Annotated in this window: 18 protein-coding genes; 9 read left to right on the forward strand and 9 right to left on the reverse strand. The window is 39.2% G+C overall.

What is annotated here, in order from left to right; translation table 11 throughout:
• Position 1: 1 nt before the first annotated feature.
• A complete protein-coding gene (locus D172_RS02715; RefSeq protein ID WP_007376522.1) occupies positions 2 to 1,138 on the forward strand; it encodes a PilT/PilU family type 4a pilus ATPase in 1,137 nt (378 codons plus the stop codon).
• 328 nt (positions 1,139 to 1,466) lie between these two features.
• Here D172_RS02715 and ruvX read toward each other — a convergent pair whose 3' ends face one another.
• The 6 genes from ruvX to D172_RS02745 all read right to left on the reverse strand — a co-directional run bounded on the left by ruvX (position 1,467) and on the right by D172_RS02745 (position 6,118).
• Positions 1,467 to 1,913, reverse strand: coding sequence for a Holliday junction resolvase RuvX (gene ruvX, locus D172_RS02720; protein WP_007376521.1), 447 nt, complete (start codon positions 1,911 to 1,913; stop codon positions 1,467 to 1,469).
• A gap of 35 nt (positions 1,914 to 1,948) precedes the next feature.
• A complete protein-coding gene (locus tag D172_RS02725) occupies positions 1,949 to 2,506 on the reverse strand; it encodes a YqgE/AlgH family protein (protein WP_007376520.1) in 558 nt (185 codons plus the stop codon).
• A gap of 155 nt (positions 2,507 to 2,661) precedes the next feature.
• Positions 2,662 to 3,612: a glutathione synthase gene (gshB, locus tag D172_RS02730; RefSeq protein ID WP_007376519.1), complete on the reverse strand. Its 951-nt coding sequence runs from the start codon at positions 3,610 to 3,612 to the stop codon at positions 2,662 to 2,664.
• A 54-nt stretch (positions 3,613 to 3,666) separates the two neighbouring features.
• Complete coding sequence (gene rsmE, locus D172_RS02735) at positions 3,667 to 4,401, reverse strand: 16S rRNA (uracil(1498)-N(3))-methyltransferase (RefSeq protein WP_007376518.1); 735 nt, start codon at positions 4,399 to 4,401, stop codon at positions 3,667 to 3,669.
• A gap of 76 nt (positions 4,402 to 4,477) precedes the next feature.
• Positions 4,478 to 4,954 (reverse strand): hypothetical protein, encoded by a 477-nt coding sequence (locus D172_RS02740; RefSeq protein ID WP_007376517.1) that lies wholly within the window; start codon positions 4,952 to 4,954, stop codon positions 4,478 to 4,480.
• Between the two features lie 270 nt (positions 4,955 to 5,224).
• Positions 5,225 to 6,118 carry a hypothetical protein gene (locus D172_RS02745; protein WP_007376516.1) on the reverse strand — a complete coding sequence of 298 codons (894 nt, stop codon included), beginning with the start codon at positions 6,116 to 6,118 and terminating at the stop codon, positions 5,225 to 5,227.
• A gap of 78 nt (positions 6,119 to 6,196) precedes the next feature.
• On the opposite strand from D172_RS02745, the gene glnE reads away from it, so the two are divergent.
• Positions 6,197 to 8,992: a bifunctional [glutamate--ammonia ligase]-adenylyl-L-tyrosine phosphorylase/[glutamate--ammonia-ligase] adenylyltransferase gene (gene glnE, locus D172_RS02750; protein WP_007376515.1), complete on the forward strand. Its 2,796-nt coding sequence runs from the start codon at positions 6,197 to 6,199 to the stop codon at positions 8,990 to 8,992.
• 43 nt (positions 8,993 to 9,035) lie between these two features.
• Here glnE and D172_RS02755 read toward each other — a convergent pair whose 3' ends face one another.
• The 3 genes from D172_RS02755 to tolC all read right to left on the reverse strand — a co-directional run bounded on the left by D172_RS02755 (position 9,036) and on the right by tolC (position 12,041).
• On the reverse strand, positions 9,036 to 9,608 hold the full coding sequence (locus D172_RS02755) for a toxin co-regulated pilus biosynthesis Q family protein (protein WP_007376514.1): 573 nt from the start codon (positions 9,606 to 9,608) through the stop codon (positions 9,036 to 9,038).
• A gap of 39 nt (positions 9,609 to 9,647) precedes the next feature.
• Positions 9,648 to 10,577: an LpxL/LpxP family Kdo(2)-lipid IV(A) lauroyl/palmitoleoyl acyltransferase gene (lpxL, locus tag D172_RS02760; RefSeq protein ID WP_007376513.1), complete on the reverse strand. Its 930-nt coding sequence runs from the start codon at positions 10,575 to 10,577 to the stop codon at positions 9,648 to 9,650.
• 108 nt (positions 10,578 to 10,685) lie between these two features.
• A complete protein-coding gene (gene tolC / locus D172_RS02765; protein ID WP_007376512.1) occupies positions 10,686 to 12,041 on the reverse strand; it encodes an outer membrane channel protein TolC in 1,356 nt (451 codons plus the stop codon).
• 149 nt (positions 12,042 to 12,190) lie between these two features.
• Here tolC and D172_RS02770 point away from each other — a divergent pair, with 149 nt between their 5' ends.
• The 7 genes from D172_RS02770 to parC are packed head-to-tail and all read left to right on the forward strand — an operon-like array spanning position 12,191 to position 19,980.
• Positions 12,191 to 12,817: an NUDIX domain-containing protein gene (locus tag D172_RS02770; protein ID WP_007376511.1), complete on the forward strand. Its 627-nt coding sequence runs from the start codon at positions 12,191 to 12,193 to the stop codon at positions 12,815 to 12,817.
• 26 nt (positions 12,818 to 12,843) lie between these two features.
• Complete coding sequence (locus tag D172_RS02775) at positions 12,844 to 13,302, forward strand: DUF1249 domain-containing protein (RefSeq protein ID WP_007376510.1); 459 nt, start codon at positions 12,844 to 12,846, stop codon at positions 13,300 to 13,302.
• Entirely contained in the window at positions 13,289 to 14,074 is a 786-nt protein-coding gene (locus tag D172_RS02780; protein WP_007376509.1) for a metallophosphoesterase, read from the forward strand. Before D172_RS02775 ends, D172_RS02780 begins: the two co-directional genes overlap by 14 nt.
• Positions 14,059 to 14,619: a YqiA/YcfP family alpha/beta fold hydrolase gene (locus D172_RS02785; protein WP_007376508.1), complete on the forward strand. Its 561-nt coding sequence runs from the start codon at positions 14,059 to 14,061 to the stop codon at positions 14,617 to 14,619. The genes D172_RS02780 and D172_RS02785 overlap by 16 nt, the downstream gene beginning before the upstream one ends.
• Before the next feature lie 42 nt (positions 14,620 to 14,661).
• Positions 14,662 to 16,551: a DNA topoisomerase IV subunit B gene (gene parE / locus D172_RS02790; RefSeq protein ID WP_007376507.1), complete on the forward strand. Its 1,890-nt coding sequence runs from the start codon at positions 14,662 to 14,664 to the stop codon at positions 16,549 to 16,551.
• A gap of 29 nt (positions 16,552 to 16,580) precedes the next feature.
• The gene (locus tag D172_RS02795; RefSeq protein ID WP_007376506.1) at positions 16,581 to 17,675 is read left to right on the forward strand and encodes a PQQ-dependent sugar dehydrogenase; all 1,095 of its coding nucleotides are present in this window, start codon (positions 16,581 to 16,583) and stop codon (positions 17,673 to 17,675) included.
• Between the two features lie 10 nt (positions 17,676 to 17,685).
• On the forward strand, positions 17,686 to 19,980 hold the full coding sequence (parC, locus tag D172_RS02800) for a DNA topoisomerase IV subunit A (RefSeq protein ID WP_007376505.1): 2,295 nt from the start codon (positions 17,686 to 17,688) through the stop codon (positions 19,978 to 19,980).
• Positions 19,981 to 20,052 lie beyond the last annotated feature (72 nt).

The following is a 20,052-nucleotide window of genomic DNA, read 5'->3' on the forward strand; positions in this document are numbered from 1 at the left end:
TATGACGTTATCTTTAAATCATTTTTTACTGTTAATGATTGAGAAAAAAGGCTCTGATTTATTTGTATCAAGTAGGTTGCCTGTAAGCGCTAAAATTAATGGCGAACTTATCCACTTAGGTGATGAAAAGTTAACTGATGAAGAAGCGCTCGATCTTGTTGAGTCTGCTATGAGCGAAAAGCAAAAAGCGGAGTATCACGCAACTAAAGAATGCAACTTTGCGATTGCAACTGACGAAGGGCGTTTTCGTATTTCTGCCTTTTGGCAGCGTGATAGAGCCGGTATGGTTATTCGTCGAATAGTTACGCAAATACCTGATGTAGAAGAGTTAGGTCTGCCTTCTACGCTAACGGATGTAATTATGTCTAAGCGTGGGCTTGTGTTATTTGTGGGTGGTACAGGGACGGGTAAATCAACGTCTTTAGCGGCGCTTATTGGTTATAGAAATCGTCATCAACGTGGTCACATTTTAACAATTGAAGATCCTATTGAGTTTGTTCACGAACATCGTAAAAGTATTATTACTCAGCGCGAAGTAGGGCTTGATACAGAAAGTTTTGAATCAGCACTCAAAAGCTCATTGCGCCAAGCACCCGATGTAATTTTGATTGGTGAAATACGCTCACAAGAAACCATGGAATATGCACTTAGCTTTGCTGAAACAGGTCATTTATGTGTTGCTACACTACACGCTAATAATGCTAACCAAGCTATTGATCGAATAATGCATTTAGTACCTAAAGAAAAGCACGATAAGCTTAAATACGATTTAGCGCTAAATTTGCGCGCTATTATTGCTCAACAGTTATTACCTACTTCTGATGGTGAAGGTCGTGTTGCAGCAATCGAAATACTACTTAACTCGCCGATGATTGCAGAGCTCATTAAAAATGGTGATATTGGTGGTATTAAAGAGGCGATGGCAAAATCGAAAGAAATGGGCATGCAAACTTTTGATCAAGCATTATTTGAACTTTATAAACAACAATCAATTAACTATGCTGATGCGCTGCACCATGCTGACTCGCCGAATGATTTACGTTTGATGATTAAACTACGTAATAATGAACAACAAGGAGCTGGTTTTTTACAAGGTGTAACGATAGATGGTTTAGATGGAAAAGACAGTAATTACTAAATGCTAAATGAAAAATATAAAAGCGCCAAGTTGGCGCTTTTATATTTTATACGGCCTTATTATTCACCGTAACTAGGGCGTGTTGATCTTTGTGGATTGAAATTTGTTCAATCTAGGGGCGATTAAATCGCGGCGTGAGGTTTGTAACCTAGTGGGCTAAGTAAAAACCGAGCAACAAAGAGTTAATCGTCCCTAGAAAGAACCCAAAGGGCAGTGCATGTTTGGTATTTATTCTGCGTTATCGCCTATTTATGGGGAATAACCACACTACATAGGCTCTTCCTTGCCTAAAAACCAAACATACTGCTGCAAATTCACCCACCAAAGATCAACACGCCCTAGATTCAAAAAAACTTTCTAAAATAATAACCGCAGACATATTATCTACATTACCTTTACCCAAGTTTTTATAGCCGCCTTGCTCGAATAAACGAGCTTTAGCATCGGCTGTTGTTAAGCGCTCGTCTTGCGTTTGCACAGGAATGCCGTAATGGTTATGCAGCCTGTTAGCAAACTTTTTAGCTTTAAAGGTTACTTCTTGTGAAGTCCCATCCATATTTAGCGGTAAACCAACAACCATTAAGTCAGGCTGCCACTCGGCTACTTGTACGGCGATATGGTCCCAGTTAGGAATGCCATCTTGTGCTTTTACAGCCTTAAGGCTAGACGCACTGCCGGTTAACTCTTGCCCAATAGCAATACCAATACTTTTGGTGCCAAAGTCAAAGCCCATTACAGTGCGTTCGCCTTGCGGCTTAAGCGATTTTTTTGTCATGTTTGTCTTGTTTAAGTTTTAAATAATTAAAATTACTATGCGTGACCGGCTTCAGGGCTTAGTTGGCTTATATCAAAGCCCAGCATTGAAACCGCTTTTTCCCATCGTTTTTCAACGGGCGTATTAAAAATGATCTTCGGATCAGCTTCTATAATTAACCAACTATTATCAAGCAGTTCTTGCTCTAGTTGACCTTGCTCCCAACCTGAATAACCTAAGGTAATGATAAACTGCTCGGGTGCTTGTGCGGTTGTTAAACTTGCGAGTACATCTTTAGATGTAGTGATCATAATGTCACTACTGAGCTTTTGACTTGAGGTGTAACCCAGTTTTGGAGAATGCAGTACAAAGCCTCGATCGGTTTTAACCGGGCCACCTGCATATACAGCAACTTGTGCAGCTTGCTGGGTTTTATCATTATCTATTTCTATTTTGTCCAGTAGTTCGCCAACGGTAACATTAATAGGTTGGTTGATCACCAAGCCCATAGCCCCATCTTCATTGTGCTCACAAATATAGGTAACGGCACGTTTAAAAAAAGGGTCTTGCATCGACGGCATCGCGATTAAAAAATGATTTTCTAATGACTGCATAGATTTCACCCTTTTAAGTTAGTGGACTTTGAGTATGGCATATACCTATGTTTTTAAAACTAAATAAGCTTATGTATATCATTAAAAATTAATGCAGCAGTGACTGCATTAATTTTTAATGCGAAAAAAGCTATAAGTAACGATTAGGTATGTGCTTATTTACCTAGTTTTTTCTCAATTGCGTCAAATAAAATACCCGTAATTGAAATATCATAAGCAGCTTCAATTTCGCGCACGCACGTTGGTGCAGTGACGTTAATTTCAGTTAATTTATCGCCAATAATATCTAAGCCTACAAATATTAAGCCTTTTTCTTTAAGCGTTGGTGCAACAGCTTGCGCTATTTTTAAATCTGATTCGCTAAGAGGACGCGCTTCGCCTCGACCGCCTACAGCTAAGTTACCGCGTGTTTCACCATTTTGCGGTATACGCGCTAAACAATACGGAATGACTTCGCCATCAATAACCAATACGCGCTTGTCGCCTTGTTTGATCTCAGGAATATAATTTTGCACCATAGCAAAGCGACTGCCGTGTTCGGTTAACGTTTCACAAATTACACCAATATTAGCGTCGTCTTCTCTAATGCGGAAAATAGATGCGCCACCCATGCCATCAAGTGGTTTTAAAATAATGTCTTTATGCTCGGCTAAAAACTCACGAATTTGTTTTTGACTACGTGTAACCAGGGTATCTGGCGTATGTTCGCTAAACCATGCTGTAAATAGCTTTTCATTAGCATCGCGAAGGCTTTGTGGCTTGTTAATTATTAACGTACCTTCTTGTTCTGCACGCTCTAAAATATACGTCGCGTAAATGTATTCAGTATCAAAAGGAGGGTCTTTACGCATTAAAATTACATCAAGGTCGGCAAGGGCTATAGTGGCTTTTTCTTCAAGCTCGTACCATTTTTCTGCATTGTTGAATACTTGCGCTTTAGACGCCGTAGCGTAAGATTTACCTTTACGAAGAGATAAATCATCCATCTCCATATAATAAATTTCGTAGCCGCGTTCTTGCGCTTGCATCATCATTGCAAAACCGGTGTCTTTTTTGATGTTAAATCCACTAATAGGATCTGAAATAATACCTAACTTAATTGCCATGCGCTGTGCCTTACTATAAATGTTACTGTTTATATGAGGGTGCTTTTAGTTATTTCAATTAGCTAAATCGCCAAATTGAAGCTGTAATGCACTTAAGACCGTTAAAGCGGCCGTTTCCGTTCGTAAAACACGCGGGCCTAAACGAATATCTACAAAATCTAGTTGCTTAGTTAGTGCCATTTCATCATCGGTAAAACCACCTTCAGGACCGACTAAAAAGCGCACGCCATCTTTAGGTACTGTAATGGTTTTAATGCTGTGCTCAGCACGAGGGTGGAGTGTGAGCTTAATTGCATTGGTTTGTTGTGCAAGCCACTGTTTTAAATCAATCGGTGGATTAATGATTGGTATAAAGTTACGTCCTGACTGCTCAGCTGCTGCAATTGCGATTTTTTGCCATTGTTGGTGTTTTTTCTCAAGGCGGTCACCTATTAGTTTTACGCCACAGCGCTGACTAAAAATAGGCGTAATTTCGGTAATCCCTAGTTCAACTGATTTTTGAATCGTAAAATCCATTTTATCGCCACGTGAAACACACTGACCTAAATGAATTTTTAAGGGGGATTCAACATCATGAGCATTAAATTCATATGGCATTACTACAACTGTTTTTTTAGTTACTTCAATTATTTCACTAAGGTATTCGCCGCCTTCGCCATTAAAAATAGACACATTTTCGCCTACTTTCATACGAAGTACACGGCCAACGTGGCCTGCAGCGTCTTCATCTAACGAAACGGGGGTATTTAAGATAATGTTAGATTTTTGATAAATATGAGGAACTCGCATGTAATGTCACTTATAGGTTAGCGCATAAAAGTTATATACCGCTATGGTAAGTAAGCTGTGAGCTTGGTGCAATTATTTATTTTCTATTAAGTTGTTCTGTTAACTCAACTAGGTTCAAAGGAGTTTCCGCTATATCGGTGTGGCAAGATAGATGATTTGAGTGACTTTGGTCTGTTAGTGGGCAAAAGTTAAAACCATTTTCATCTTGGCTAACTAAAATGCGATTTTTATGCAAAGAGTTATAAATAAATCGCTGTGCATCATCGGCCAGTAAGTAGTCGACTTTATTTAGTAAAATACCTTCGATACTGTGATGCTCATGCAAGTAGCTGGCAAGTTCAGAAACACTTATTTCGTTTTCAAAATCGCAATAGCAATAGTCTTTTATAAGCTCATCAAACATCATTTTTACTAATTGGCGCATATTAGAACCCGCTATGACTAAGGGGCTCGATGTATTTCGTCGTTCACTATTAAAATAGTGCTCAGCAAATGAACGGCTAAACTCTTTATCTATGTCTATTAATAAATAGTTAGTCACTTGGAATGGCATAAGTCCCCATCGTATTTAGGTCAGTGTATACAAACTTAATTAAAAGTAGATCGTTTATAGCTGTTTAATTTAAAGAACTCACTGAAAAATAACTTGAGCCAAAAATAGTCAATTTATCTTACACAGCTGAATTCAACATTAACGATGTTGAATTCACGTGCAGTAAGCCCACTATTGATGTGTAAATTCACCTTATTTTTCCAAGCGCTAAATAAATTTTAATATCATAGCAATCTAGTACGCTGGCCAACCTTTTCAGTCAAAGGGTGGCTAAATAGAAAACATGCTAATTAGCAAGTAGCCAATAGCACAAAAAACAGCAAATTCAATACAAGCAATCCCTATGTTATCTTGATGATCAACCTCAAGCGCTGTATCAATATTAGGTAAGGATATAACTTTTATTACAAAAGTAAGCGCATACAGTAATATCCACATTACACCGCAGTGCATGACGAGAGTGAATAAATTTTCTACCATTTTACCATTTTGAAATTCAGCACTGGATAAACCAGCATACACAGCGAGTGCTAAACCAATCGACTTACCAGCATAGCGTATCCCTATCGAGGTGTTCTCTAAATTAAAGTTGCTCTGTAATGAAGCTCCTTGATTCGCTTTTGCAAAGCGGTACTCGCGGATTTTACTATCAAAAGCGAACATACCTTGCAGGACAAAAAAACTAACAAAAGCAATTAGCAAGTTACTTAGACCTTGTGTATGGGTCCATGTATAAAGCCCTAAAGTCATAATGCAGTTAGCGATTAACATACCTGAATCGACTAATGCAGCACATACGTTTTGTTTTAATATAGCGGCTTCTTCATTAAAACGATGGAGAATCCATTTTCGATGAATTAAGTGTCCCGCTTTGATAAAAATAAACAGTAGAATAATTAGTACAATCACTTTTAAAGGGTTGGATTGCGCAGTACTTACGCTAATTTCATCAAACAAAAAAGCCATAGTTGCAATAACAACTGATATTTCAGAGGCAAAACTAATCCCCATTGCAAAGTTATCGTGCTGCGCAAGTTCATCTTTAAGCGCTTGTTTTGCTTTAATTTGAGTTACGACTCGTAGGCAAAATATAGTTATGCAAATAACCGCAAAACTAATAGCAATCGCAACAAAACTAGTGTTAGATAATGACAAATAAGACATGGTATTCCTAAGTAGAGTTAACCTTTCTAGGTTTTAATCATTCTAGTACGGTTACTGATGATATAAAAGAGAGTATTGATGAGTAACGTAAAGCAACTTCCTATTCAATTACAAAAACTTGGCTTAATGCGCTTTGAGCAGTTGTACCCAGAGCAAAATAAAGAGCCCGTTATTGTAAAGTTACTCGGATTAAGTGACTTTGCGTGGCGTAGTTTAAGATCCCAGCCAGACTTAAAAGAGTGGCTAACATGCAAAGACGAAATACAAAGCCGAATTATTAACTCTCCTTTTGAAAATAGAAATTTAGCTGAGATAGATGAAAATGAATGCCATAAGATACTTCGTCAGTTTCGAGAGAAGTACTGGCTTAAGGTCGCATTTTTAGATCTATGCTGTAATCACCCAATTGCTGATAGCATAAAATACATTAGTCAGCTTGCTGATATGTTGATAGAAAGTGCGAATCAATGGGCGCATACGCACGTTGCTAAAATTAATGGCGAACCTTTAGATGAGGGTAACCGAGCAATGCCATTAATGGTACTTGGTATGGGTAAGCTAGGTGGGCAAGAACTTAATTACTCATCAGACATAGATCTTATTTTTGCTTATCCCCGCAGTGTTAAAACACAAGGTGGACGTCGAAACTTAGAGGCGCAAATATTTTATACAAAGGTGGCACAAAAGCTAATTGCAGCGCTAAATCAAACGACCGGTGACGGGCAAGTATTTAGGGTTGACATGCGACTTCGCCCGTTTGGTGAAAGTGGCCCACTTGTTATGAGCTTTAACGCAATTGAAGACTATTACCAAGAGCAAGGACGAGACTGGGAACGTTATGCCATGTTAAAAGGGCGTTTAATTGGCACGCCTAATCAGTATTGGGATGAATTTAATCAGCTTTTAAAGCCATTTGTATATCGTCGCTATATTGATTTCTCAGTGATTGAATCACTACGAAAAATGAAGTTAATGATTGCCCAAGAAGTGCGGCGAAAAGGTTTAACTAATAATATCAAACTAGGTGGTGGTGGTATTCGAGAGGTTGAGTTTATTGTTCAAGCGTTGCAAATGGTAAGAGGTGGACGAGAAGCTAACTTACAAACGCAATCATTACTTAAAGCGTTAAAGGAGTTAACGGTTAACCAAGTTATTAATGAGCTTGAAGCGCAAGGTCTTGAGAATAATTACCTTTATTTACGTAAAGTTGAACAGTACTTGCAAATATTCGACGACCAGCAAACACAAACATTGCCGGATGATGAGTTAAACCAGCAACGCCTAAATACTTTATTAGAACAGGATGATTTTGGCGCAACATTGGTTGAAATAGATCACGTCATGCAGCAAATACATAACGAATTTACACAGGTGATTGGTGAAGAAACTGAGCCTTTAGATACAAGTGAAGGGGCATTTGTGAGTGCATGGGATCATGGTGATATTAGTTTTTTAAATGAGCCAAAAGATGATTGGCAATTACCATTAAAAGATTTTAAACAACGTATATCAAAGGCAAAAATAGGTAATCGGGGGCGCGATATTCTCGATAAATTAATGCCAGCTTTACTAAAACAGTTAAATAATTTTAACGCCAGTGGTGCAGCATTTTCTATGGTTTGCCAAATACTAAATAAAATTATTTCGCGTACTGCGTACTTGGAATTATTATACGAAAACCCAGGAACATTAAAGCAGCTGGTACTATTGTGTTGCCATAGCAAATGGATAGGAGAACATATATCTCGCTATCCTATCTTACTTGACGAGCTTATTGATCCTGCAGTTTTGTATAAGCCGACCCCTTTAACTGCTTATAAATATGAAATAAGGCAATATTTCTTACGCATTGAACATGATGATTTAGAACTACAAATGGAATCTCTAAGGCAGTTCAAACAAACACATCAATTACGTATCGCAGCAGCTGATGCTACTGGAGTAATTGATGTTATGAAAGTAAGCGATCACTTAACAGCACTGGCCGAAGCGATTGTTGATCAAGCTGTTAATATTGCATGGCATAATACGGTTAAGCGTTTTGGCATGCCGCCTGGCACTGACGATGAAAATAAAGGGTTTGCCGTAATTGCTTACGGTAAAACAGGGGGATTTGAAGTGGGTTACGATTCAGATCTTGATTTAGTTTTTGTACATAACCACGACGGTTCTAGTCAAACTGATGGCGATAAGCCAATTGATTCAAGGCAGTTTTATCTAAAACTCGCACAACGCCTAATGCATTTATTTAATACACGTACCGCATCGGGGATTTTATATGAGCTTGATACACGCTTACGACCTGAAGGTGCATCAGGGTTGCTAGCGATCAACCTTGAAAGCTTTAATCATTATCAGCAAACTCAAGCATGGACGTGGGAACATCAAGCACTTGTTCGTGCTCGCTTAATTTTAGGTCAAGATGAGCTAGTTGAACGCTTTCTAGAAATTAGAAAAAATATACTGAGTCAACAACGCGATGCTACAACACTAAAAGATGATGTTATAAAAATGCGTGAAAAAATGCGTGATCATCTAGCAAAAGGAAATACTGATCAATTTGACTTAAAGCAAGATATTGGTGGTATGGCTGATATTGAATTTATTACGCAATATATAGTGCTCAAATATGCCTATAAATTTGAAAAGCTAATAGTTTATTCTGACAACGTAAGAATTTTAACTGAGGCTGCTAAAATTGGTTGTATTACTGAAGAGCAAAAGCAACAGTTGGTCAAAGCGTATATTGATTATCGTTCTTGCTACCATGTACTGAGCTTAGATCAGCAAGGTAAATTAGTATCACGAGAAGCATTCCAGAATGATATTACTCATGTAACACATATTTGGAATAGCATTTTTGCGTTAAGTTAAATTTAAAAACCCAAGCTAAAGCTTGGGTTTTTATTTTAAGTGGTTAAATGTTTAATTTTAAGCAGTTAGCACGTACAAATTCAGACGGTTTTTCAGTAATTATTGCGGCACGTTGCTTGTGGCAAAAATAAGTGTAGACCTCATATTCAAAGTCATCATTAATAGCTCTGCCTACTTGATATAATGCAGAGGTGAAATTACTGTCGACCCTAAAATGATCTTTTACTACGTAGTCTTTACTTAAATACCAATAAAGCGCAAGACCCTCATTATCAGCATATTGAGAAAGTGCTTTTTTTAACGTTGTTCCACTTTCAAAACGTCTGGGCTCAATTCCGCCCGTCCAGCTAGTTGGCATAGGATCAACCGTTCGGCCTCGCTCCGCTAACACGCGATCAAGAGTCTGATCTGGCTTTTTGAGTTGGAGTACAAATTGATCTCGCTCTTTATTGCTTTGAACTTGATTACGGATGGATGAATAAAAGCGAGATAGCCCTTCAGCTGCCGCATTTTTAGAATCTCTAATATCAAATGTTGGCCCATCACTGAATAAAAAATAGATAGCCAGTATAATTAATACTGCAGCAAATGATAAATGTTTAACCCAAAACCACATAATCTCTACTCACTTTTTGTATTTAGTGTTATTCCACTGCTACTTCTTATAAAAAGAAGGGGTATTTTTGTCTGGTCTCGTTTTAAAACGGCGATGGAGCCACATATATTGCTCAGGCGCCGCGTTAATTGAACGCTCCATACGTTGATTTACACGTATTACATCCGCTTTATCGTCACCACTTGGGAAATCTTCAAGCTCAGGTAATATTTCTAAGTGATACTTACCATTGTCGTCACGACGCGTGATTAAGCTCATTGTCTCGCAGTTCTTACTACCAGCAAACATCAGTGTGCCTGTTGTGGTCGCTGTATCGGGTACTGCGTAAAAAGGAACAAACTCACAACGGTTACGACCGTAATCTTGATCAGGCAAGTAATAACAAACTTTTTTATTTTTTAATGCTTTTAATAGACCTTTTACGTCCTTACGACCAATTAAATATTCGTTAGAGCGGAGGCGTCCATTGGTTGTAAAGTATTCCATCAATGGGTTGTTATGAGGACGATAAAACCCAACTCCTTGGCACGCTAATCCCATTATGCGACTAGCCATTTCAAGATGTAAAACATGAGGAATAAGTAATAATACGCCTTTGCCAGAAGCTTGCACCCGCTCAAAGTGTTCAAGCCCTTTAAAAGACCCTAATGCTTTTTGAGCACGCCATTGCGGCCACCACCAAGCCATACCGGTCTCGACCATCGCAATTCCTGTATTTTCCATATTTTTGAGTACTAGGTCTTTTTGATCTGCTTCGCTCATATCAGGAAAGCATAGTTTAATGTTTACTTGTGCAATATGGCGACGGCGTTTCATGAATTTATAAACTAAACGCCCCAGCTGTTTACCCATGGCTAATTGTAGTTTTTGTGGCAACCAAGAGAGTAAATATAAGAATAAAACGCCAATCCACGTTAGCCAGTATCGAGGACCTAAAAAAGATGCTTTAAAAGGAGATGAGGTGACCACAAAAAACTCTCTATAAATAAAAATGCTAGTTTAACGCTAAGCGCTATAAAATACAAAAAGCCAGCAATGTCGCTGGCTTTTCTAGTTTTACATTACAAAAAGTGTAATTTAAGCGGCTTTTAACCCTTGGTTTATTGCCACTAAATCTTCACTTGTTAATGTTCCTGCTGCTTGTTTTAAGCGAAGGGTAGAGAGTACATACCTATAACGCACATCAGCAAGGTTACGCTTTGCATTGTATAAGTTTTGTGTACTAACCAGTACGTCAACAATAGTTCGTGTGCCTACTTCAAAACCTGCTTCAGTTGCTTTAAGCGCACTTTGGGCCGAAACAACCGCTTGCTCTAGTGCTTTGTAAGTTGCAATGTCCGAAACAACTTGGTTGTAAGATGTAATAACAGTGCGTGTTATAGCACGGTAATTTGTTTCATAATCTTGACTTGCAGCTACGTAAAATGCACGGGCTTGATTAGTTGCAGCAACCGTTGCGCCACCTGAATATAAAGGTACGCTAAAGTTAAGCCCTACAGAACTTGAGTCTGAACGCGGTTGGTCATCAAAATTAACGCCATTTCTTTGAGTGTCTGTAAGAGAGTCACCATAACTTGCACTTAGAGTTAGTTTTGGATAATGACCTGCTTTTGCTAATTCAATTTGATCTTTTGCAATATCAACGGTTACTTTGGATACTTGTAAACTAATATTTTTGTTTTCAGCGACTTTAATAAAATCGGAAGAAAGTTTAGCTGGCTTAGTTGTAGAGAAAGTATCGGTATTTAAAAAATCTAATTTTGCATGGTACTTACCCGTGATTTCACGAAGTTGCTCACGGGCTGTTTCTACTGCATTGCTTGCAATAATCTCTTGAGCTACTGAATTATCAAACTGTGCTTGTGCTTCGTGTACGTCTGTAATAGCTGTTAAGCCTACCGCATAGCGTTGTTTTGTTTGTTCAAGTTGGCGTTCAATAGCACGTTTTTCGGCTTCTATAAACTCAAGGTTGTCAACCGCACTTAATACGTTAAAATAACCTTCAGCAACGCGTACAATTAAGTTTTGCTTAGCTGCATCGTACTGACCGCTTGCTTGCAGAGCTTGTTTGTCAGCAATACCTAAAGAATTCCAAGCGCCTAAGTCGAATAATGTTTGGCTTAAGCTAACACCACGTGTGAATTGGTCAGTGTCACTTTCAACTTGTACTTGGCTAGCTAAATCACCAACACTTTGGTAAGACGTAGCATCACTTTTGTCATACCCCATAGTTAAATTAATTTGAGGCAATAATACACTCATAGCACGATCACTTTCGTAAGATTGTGCATCTGCTTGGGCTTTTGCCTTTAAAACGGTAGGATCATTAGCTGTTGCTATTTCAAAAACGTTTAGTAAATCTTCAGCATTAGCTGCTGTTGAGCCTAGTGCACATGATAAACTAATCAGTGCCGCAAGAATGTTCTTTTTCATATGGGTTCAGTCCTTAGACAATTTTTATACTAAAAGCATGTTAACCTGTTTTACTTAATAAAAAAAAAAAAATTTGTAAAACCGCATGTTCAAATGTAACAGAATATATTAACGCATTTTAATCGTTTAGATATACAGGAAGTCGATGCATGGTAAATAAAAGTTTGGTTAAATTTACACATAAAGATGTGAAAATAAAACCTGTAATAAATCTCTATAAAGGTTTTTTTCAGGTGAACTTATATCAGTTCGAACACGCATTATTTGCAGGTGGAAAATCAAAAACTATTCGTCGCGAAATATTAGAGCGCGGTGATGCTATTGCTGTATTGCCGTACGATCCAGTATCAGACACTCTCCTTTTAATTGAGCAAATACGTATTGGCGCTATTAAAAGCAAGGACTCGCCATGGCTGCTAGAATGTATTGCTGGCATGACCGATGGTAGTGATGATTATGAAGCTGTCGTTAAAAAAGAAGCATTTGAAGAGGCTGGGCTTGAGTTAGATGAGTTGGAGTTTATGCTTTCATACTTATCAAGCCCCGGTGGCACAACTGAACGCCTACATTTGTATTTAGCACGCGCTGATTTAAGCCAAATAGAGTCGGGTGTTTATGGGCTGGAAACGGAAGGTGAAGACATAAAAACCCATATATTAACGGTTGATGATGCCTTAATTCGCCTCAATAACGGTGAAATGGATAATGCAGCAACGGTTATCTGTATGCAATGGCTTGCACTTAATCGCGAAAAGATGGCAAGTAAATGGGCATAAATTCTTACTAATATTATGGTGGTACTTTGACAGCACGATTAGCAACAAAACGATATATTCAAAGCCTCCCAAAGTATTTAACGCTTTGCGAGCATAATTATGTGCGACTATTAAAATTACTGCCTAGCGAGCGCAATATAGGAAGCATTCGTGAAGTAAAACTTGGCAACAGTGAGTTTGCTACAAAAATTGATGGTAGTGCAAAATACACTATGGATATTTCAATTAAGCAGTTAACAGGAATGGTTAAAGGCATAGCACCGCTTTACTTAACGGTTAGATTGTATCATGACGCTAAAGTAGCTGAGATTATTCATCACGATTATCATCAAAGGATAAAGCCATCTTATGGGTATCCTAACCCTAAAATGCATCAAAAAGATGAAAAATACCAACTTAACGCTTTTTTATATGATTGGCTTGTTGCCTGTGTTGAACACGGACAAGCGACCCTTAATTGGGATGTAAATAATGGCTTGGTTTGATGATAAACATACATTTAATAAATCGGTGCTGCGCATAGCGCATGTAACCGATTGCCATTTATTTGCCGATAAAGACGGTGAGTACTTTGGAGTAAACACTGCATCGCATTTTGAACAAGCACTAGCACACATGGCTCAAAAACCACTTGATTGTGTGATATTTGGTGGTGATTTAACACAAGATCACAGCTTTGAGTCTTATCTATTGTTTAGTGAACTGATACATAAAAGTGCATTAACATGTCCCGTATTCTGGTTGCCAGGTAATCACGATGAGATAACAATGCTTAACCGTATAAGTGGTGGGCAAATAAATAGTGGCAAACACATAGCGGCAAGCGGCATTGAGTTACTACTTATTAATTCGAAAGGTCCTACACCTGCGGGGTGGGTGACTGGCGCGCATTTAGATGAAACAACGGAGTGTTTGGTTCAATCAAACAGTAAAAAGATCATATTTTGTCATCATAATCCGTTACCAATAAATGGCTACCTTGATAAGCACATGCTCGAAAATGGGCCTCAATTATTAAATGTACTGGTAAATAGTGGTAATATTATTGGGGTTTTCCATGGTCACGTTCATAATGAATATGAGCAAAGTTATAGAGAGTTAAGCGTGTTTGCAACACCGGCGAGTTCTACGCAGTTTAAAAAATACAGTGCGCAGTGGCAACAGCAAAACTGCGGCCCAGCTTATAGAATGCTTTATATAGATACAGAAAAAGATAAAATAGGCATGAAAACGGAAGTAGTATGGCTAAACGGGTAATTTATATTCATGGTTTTAATAGCTCACATAAGTCATATAAAGCTGTGCGCTTTAGCGAGCTTATGGCACACTATGACGTTGATTATTGTGTACCGTGCCTAAACCATGAGCCTATACAAGCTATCATTAAGCTTGAGCAATTACTAACACCTAATACAGTATTATTAGGGAGCTCGTTAGGTGGTTTTTTTGCCACATATTTATCGCAGCGTTATCAAATTCCTGCAGTGGTTATTAATCCAGCGGTAGCACCATACAATTTATTACAAGCGTTACTTGGGCCAAACTATAATCCTTACCAAGATTATCATTATGATTTAAATAGCAGTCATATAAATGCCTTAAAAATACTGTCTGTAGATAAGCTAAAATACCCTGAGTTGCTGTATTTATTACAGCAAACCGGCGATGAAGTGCTTAATTTTCAACATGCAGTAAACTATTATTCACAATGCAAACAACGGGTAGAGTTTGGTGGTGATCATAGCTATACAGGTTTTGATAACACCTTTACCAGTATTGTAGATTTTCTTAAAATCACGTAAAACTAGCTAAGCATAGCCTTAGCGCATATAAAGATAAAAACTATGAGTGATCAAAATTATAACGCCGAAGCCATTGAAGTACTTAATGGATTAGATCCGGTAAAAAGACGCCCAGGGATGTACACCGATACCGTACGCCCAAATCATTTAGGCCAAGAGGTTATCGATAACAGTGTCGATGAAGCTATGGCTGGTCATGCCACACGTATCGACGTAATACTCCACGAAGATAACTCACTTGAAGTGAGCGATGACGGTCGTGGTATGCCTATTGATATCCACCCTGAGGAAGGTATTCCTGGGGTTGAGTTAATTTTCACTAAATTACACGCAGGTGGTAAGTTTTCTAATAAAAACTACCAATTTTCGGGTGGTTTACATGGTGTGGGTATTTCTGTAGTGAATGCGCTATCTACGCGCGTAGAAGTAACCGTAAGGCGTGACGCCCAGCAATACAGAATGGCATTTGAAAATGGCGATAAAGTAGAAGACTTGAGTGTAATAGGCACCGTCGGTAAACGCAATACGGGTACTACAGTGCGTTTTTGGGCTGATGTTAGCTACTTTGATTCACCAAACTATTCAATTACCAAGCTTAATCATTTATTAAAAGCCAAAGCGGTTTTATGCCCAGGTCTGCGTATTAAGTTTGTTAATAAGCAAACGAAAGAAACTCAAGAATGGTTTTACGAAACGGGTTTAAAAGATTACCTAATTGAAGCCGTTAAAGGTTTTGAAACATTACCACAAGACCCGTTTGTAGGTGAGTTTAAAAGCTCTATTGAAGGCGCTGATTGGGCTGTTGTATGGCTACCTGAGGGTGGAGAATCAATAGCTGAAAGTTACGTAAACCTTATTCCTACCGCGCAAGGTGGTACACATGTAAATGGTCTGCGCCAAGGTTTACTTGAAGCAATGCGTGAATTTTGTGAGTTTAGAAACTTACTCCCGCGTGGTGTAAAGCTAACGCCTGATGACATTTGGGAACGTTGTAGTTATGTATTGTCAGTTAAAATGCAAGATCCACAATTTGCAGGGCAAACCAAAGAAAAACTTTCATCACGTTCATGTGCCGCATTTGTATCGGGTGTTGTAAAAGATTCGTTTAGTTTATGGCTAAATGAACATACCGATACCGCAGAATTATTAGCTGAACTATGTATTTCAAACGCACAAAGCCGTTTGCGTGCAGCTAAAAAAGTAGTACGTAAACGAGTTACTGTAGGCCCTGCATTACCAGGTAAACTAACCGATTGTAGTGCTGCCGATAACGATCGTACCGAATTGTTTTTAGTGGAAGGTGATTCTGCTGGTGGTTCTGCTAAACAAGCGCGAGACCGTGAGTTTCAGGCAATTATGCCGCTACGTGGTAAAATTTTGAATACGTGGGAAGTCGAATCAGGCCAAATATTAGCATCACAAGAAGTACACGATATTTCAGTGGCACTGGGAATTGATCCAGAATCAACCGATATGTCGGGACTGCGCTACAATAAAATTTGTATATTGGCCGATGCAGACTCGGATGGACTACACATTGCAACACTATTGTGTGCATTGTTTGTTCGCCATTTTCCAGAGTTAGTAAAAACAGGGCATGTGTATGTTGCAATGCCGCCATTATTTAGAATAGATATTGGTAAAGAAGTTTATTACGCACTAGATGAAGGCGAAAAAACCGCTATTTTAGCGCGTATAGAAGCAGAGAAGAAACGCGGAAAAGTAAACGTGCAACGATTCAAAGGTCTGGGTGAAATGAACCCACTGCAATTGCGCGAAACAACCATGGATCCAAATACACGACGTTTAGTACAGCTTACGCTTGATAAAGAAATAGAAACCATGGAAATGATGGATATGCTGCTTGCTAAAAAACGATCGCCGGATCGTCGTCAATGGTTAGAAGATCATGGTAACAAGGCGCAAGTTTGATCGCCTGTGTTTAATACTGGGAGATATGAATGAATAAACTACTAGGAAGTTTGCTATTACTTGGGCTAACTACTGCTCCTGCAATGGCTAAAAATATACTCGATAAGCTCACCGTAGCACCGGGGTTTGAAATAAGTTTATTTGCAAATGATGTAGAAAATGCGCGTCAAATAGCTGTTTCAAAAAAAGGTATTGTGTATGTTGGCTCTCGTAAAGCGGGCAATGTATACGCGCTTATTGATCATAATAGCGATGGCGTAGCAGATAAAAAAATTGTTGTTGCTAAAGGCTTAAACATGCCCTCTGGCATAGCGATTAAAGATGGCGATTTATATGTAGGCGAAGTGCATCGTATTATTCGCTTTAAAAATATTGATACCCAATTAAAAGAGCCAAAGTTTGATGTGGTTTATGGCGCATTACCGAGTGAGCGTCATCATGGTTGGAAATTTTTACGTTTTGCACCAACGGGAGAATTAATCATTCCGGTGGGTGTACCGTGTAATATTTGTGCTGAAGATGAGCGTTTTGGCCGTATTTTTGCGCTTAATGTAGAAACAAAACAAATAAAAACAATAGCCAAGGGCGTTAGAAACACAGTGGGTTTTGATTTTCATCCTGCTACTCAAGCTTTATGGTTTAGTGATAACGGTCGCGACATGATGGGCGATGATATTCCGCCTGATGAGTTAAACCGTGCAACGCAAGAAGGTGAGCATTTTGGTTTTCCGTATGTTCATGCCGGCGCAATTATTGACCCTGAGTTTGGGGAAGGTAAAAACATTGCCGATTACACATCGCCAGCACTTGCACTTCCAGCGCACGTAGCGCCACTAGGTATTCATTTTTATAACGCTAAGCAATTTCCAGCAAGTTATAAGCAACAATTATTTGTTGCTGAACATGGCTCATGGAACCGTTCTAAAAAGTCAGGCTATAAAGTAGGCCTTGCAACAATCGAAGTAGGTCGCGTAACTAAATATACGCCATTTATTACTGGCTTTATGAAAGACGAAACAACATTTGGACGCCCTGTTGCATTTGCAGAATTAGGTGACGGCAGTCTGTTAGTAAGCGATGATTACGCCAATGTAATCTACCGTGTAAGCTATAAGAAAAACTAGGTAAGCTTTAATGAGTGATACAGATACCTTGCTAATGCAAGGAATTGAGCAACAAACAATGGGGCGTTTTACCGAAGACGCCTATTTAAATTATTCCATGTACGTAATCATGGATCGTGCCCTACCGCATGTAGGTGATGGCTTAAAACCAGTGCAGCGTCGTATTATTTATGCGATGAGCGAATTGGGCTTGTCGGCTAACGCTAAGTACAAAAAATCAGCCCGTACAGTGGGTGACGTACTCGGTAAGTACCATCCACACGGCGACAGTGCCTGTTACGAAGCGATGGTATTAATGGCGCAGCCGTTTTCTTATCGCTACCCTTTGGTAGATGGACAAGGAAACTGGGGTGCGGCAGATGACCCTAAATCGTTTGCAGCAATGCGTTATACCGAAGCGCGTTTATCTAAGTTTTCAGAAGTACTGCTCAAAGAGCTTGGCCAAGGCACTGTTGATTGGACACCAAACTTTGATGGCACCATGGATGAACCTGTAGTATTGCCTTCTCGTTTACCGCATATTTTACTCAATGGTATAACGGGTATCGCCGTAGGTATGGCAACAGATATTCCGCCACATAACGTACGTGAAGTGGCTAGCGCATGTTGTTTATTACTTGATAAACCAAAAACAGAGCTTGAAGAATTACTTGAGCTTGTACATGCACCAGATTACCCAACAGATGCTGAAATAATTACCCCAAAAGCCGATATTCATAAAATATATAAAACCGGTCGTGGGTCTATCAAAATGCGTGCGGTTTACACCGAAGAGCATGGCGATATTGTTATTACAGCGCTGCCGCATCAATGTTCAGGTGGTAAAGTACTTGAGCAAATTGCAGCGCAAATGAACGCTAAAAAATTACCTATGATTGCTGATTTACGTGACGAGTCAGATCACGAAAATCCAACGCGTATTGTAATTATTCCGCGCTCAAACCGCATTAAAGCTGAGCCATTAATGGCGCACTTATTTGCAACCACCGATCTTGAAAAAAATTACCGCGTAAACTTAAACATGCTAGGCCTAGATGGTCGCCCGCAAGTTAAAGACTTGCGCTGTATTTTAAGTGAGTGGCTAACATTTAGACGCGAAACAGTGCGTCGTCGTTTGCAGTATCGTTTAGATAAAGTATTAGCACGTTTGCATATTTTAGAAGGTTTATTAGCAGCCTTTTTAAATATCGATGAAGTGATTGAAATCATCCGCAGCGAAGATAAACCAAAGCCTGTACTAATGGAGCGCTTTGATTTAACTGATACGCAAGCAGAAGCTATTTTAGAATTAAAACTTCGTCATTTAGCAAAACTTGAAGAGTTTAAAATTCGCGGTGAGCAAGATGAACTAGCCAAAGAGCGTGATAAATTAGCGCAAATACTTGGCTCAGAACGCCGTATGTCGACACTGCTTAAAAAAGAAATTCAAGAAGCCGCTGAAATGTACGGTGACGATCGTCGCTCGCCAGTGATTGAGCGCTCAGAAGCGAAAGCACTTAACGAAAAAGATTTAATTCCATCAGAGTCAGTTACTGTCGTGCTATCAGATAAAGGCTGGGCACGCGTTGGTAAAGGCCATGATTTAGATGTACAAGGCTTAAATTATCGTTCAGGTGATGGCTTTAGAGCCTCGGCTCGGGGTAAGAGCAATCAACCGGCTGTATTTTTAGATTCAGCAGGGCGGGCATTTGCAACCGATGCGCACAGTCTGCCTTCGGCGCGTAGCCAAGGCGAACCAATGACAGGTCGTTTTAACTTAACACCAGGTGCTAATTTTGAGCACGTGGTAATGAGTGAAGACGAGCAAGTCTTACTTATGGCGTCAGATGCAGGTTACGGCTTTATTACCGACTTTAAAGATTTAGTGAGTAAAAATAAAAATGGTAAAGCGCTGGTAAGTGTTCCTAAAGGTGGCATATTACTTTCTCCTATTAGGGTGAACGATGTTGCTAGCGATTACTGTATGGCTATTTCTAACGAAGGTCGAATGCTTTTATTCCCACTGCGAGACTTACCAAAATTAGGTAAGGGTAAAGGTAATAAAATCATTTCTATACCAGGTGCTAAAGTACAAGCCCGTGAAGAGTTTGTAAAAGTGCTAGCTGTTGTGCCATTAGGAAGCAGTGTTACGCTTCATGCTGGTAAGCGTAAACTAACACTTAAACCAAGTGATTTAGAGCATTATCATGGTGAGCGAGGTCGTCGTGGTAATAAGTTACCACGTGGCTTACAGCGTGTTGACGAAGCCGTTGTTGAGCTAACTCCTCAAGATGATGAGCCAATAGAAGCCATTAACGAAGAGTAATCAATTACTTTTTGTATAATTAGAAACGGTCTGCATTTGCAGGCCGTTTTTGTTTTAAAATAAAGCACTTAA

It is taken from the genome of Pseudoalteromonas sp. Bsw20308, from assembly GCF_000310105.2.
GTDB classification, from domain to species: domain Bacteria; phylum Pseudomonadota; class Gammaproteobacteria; order Enterobacterales; family Alteromonadaceae; genus Pseudoalteromonas; species Pseudoalteromonas fuliginea.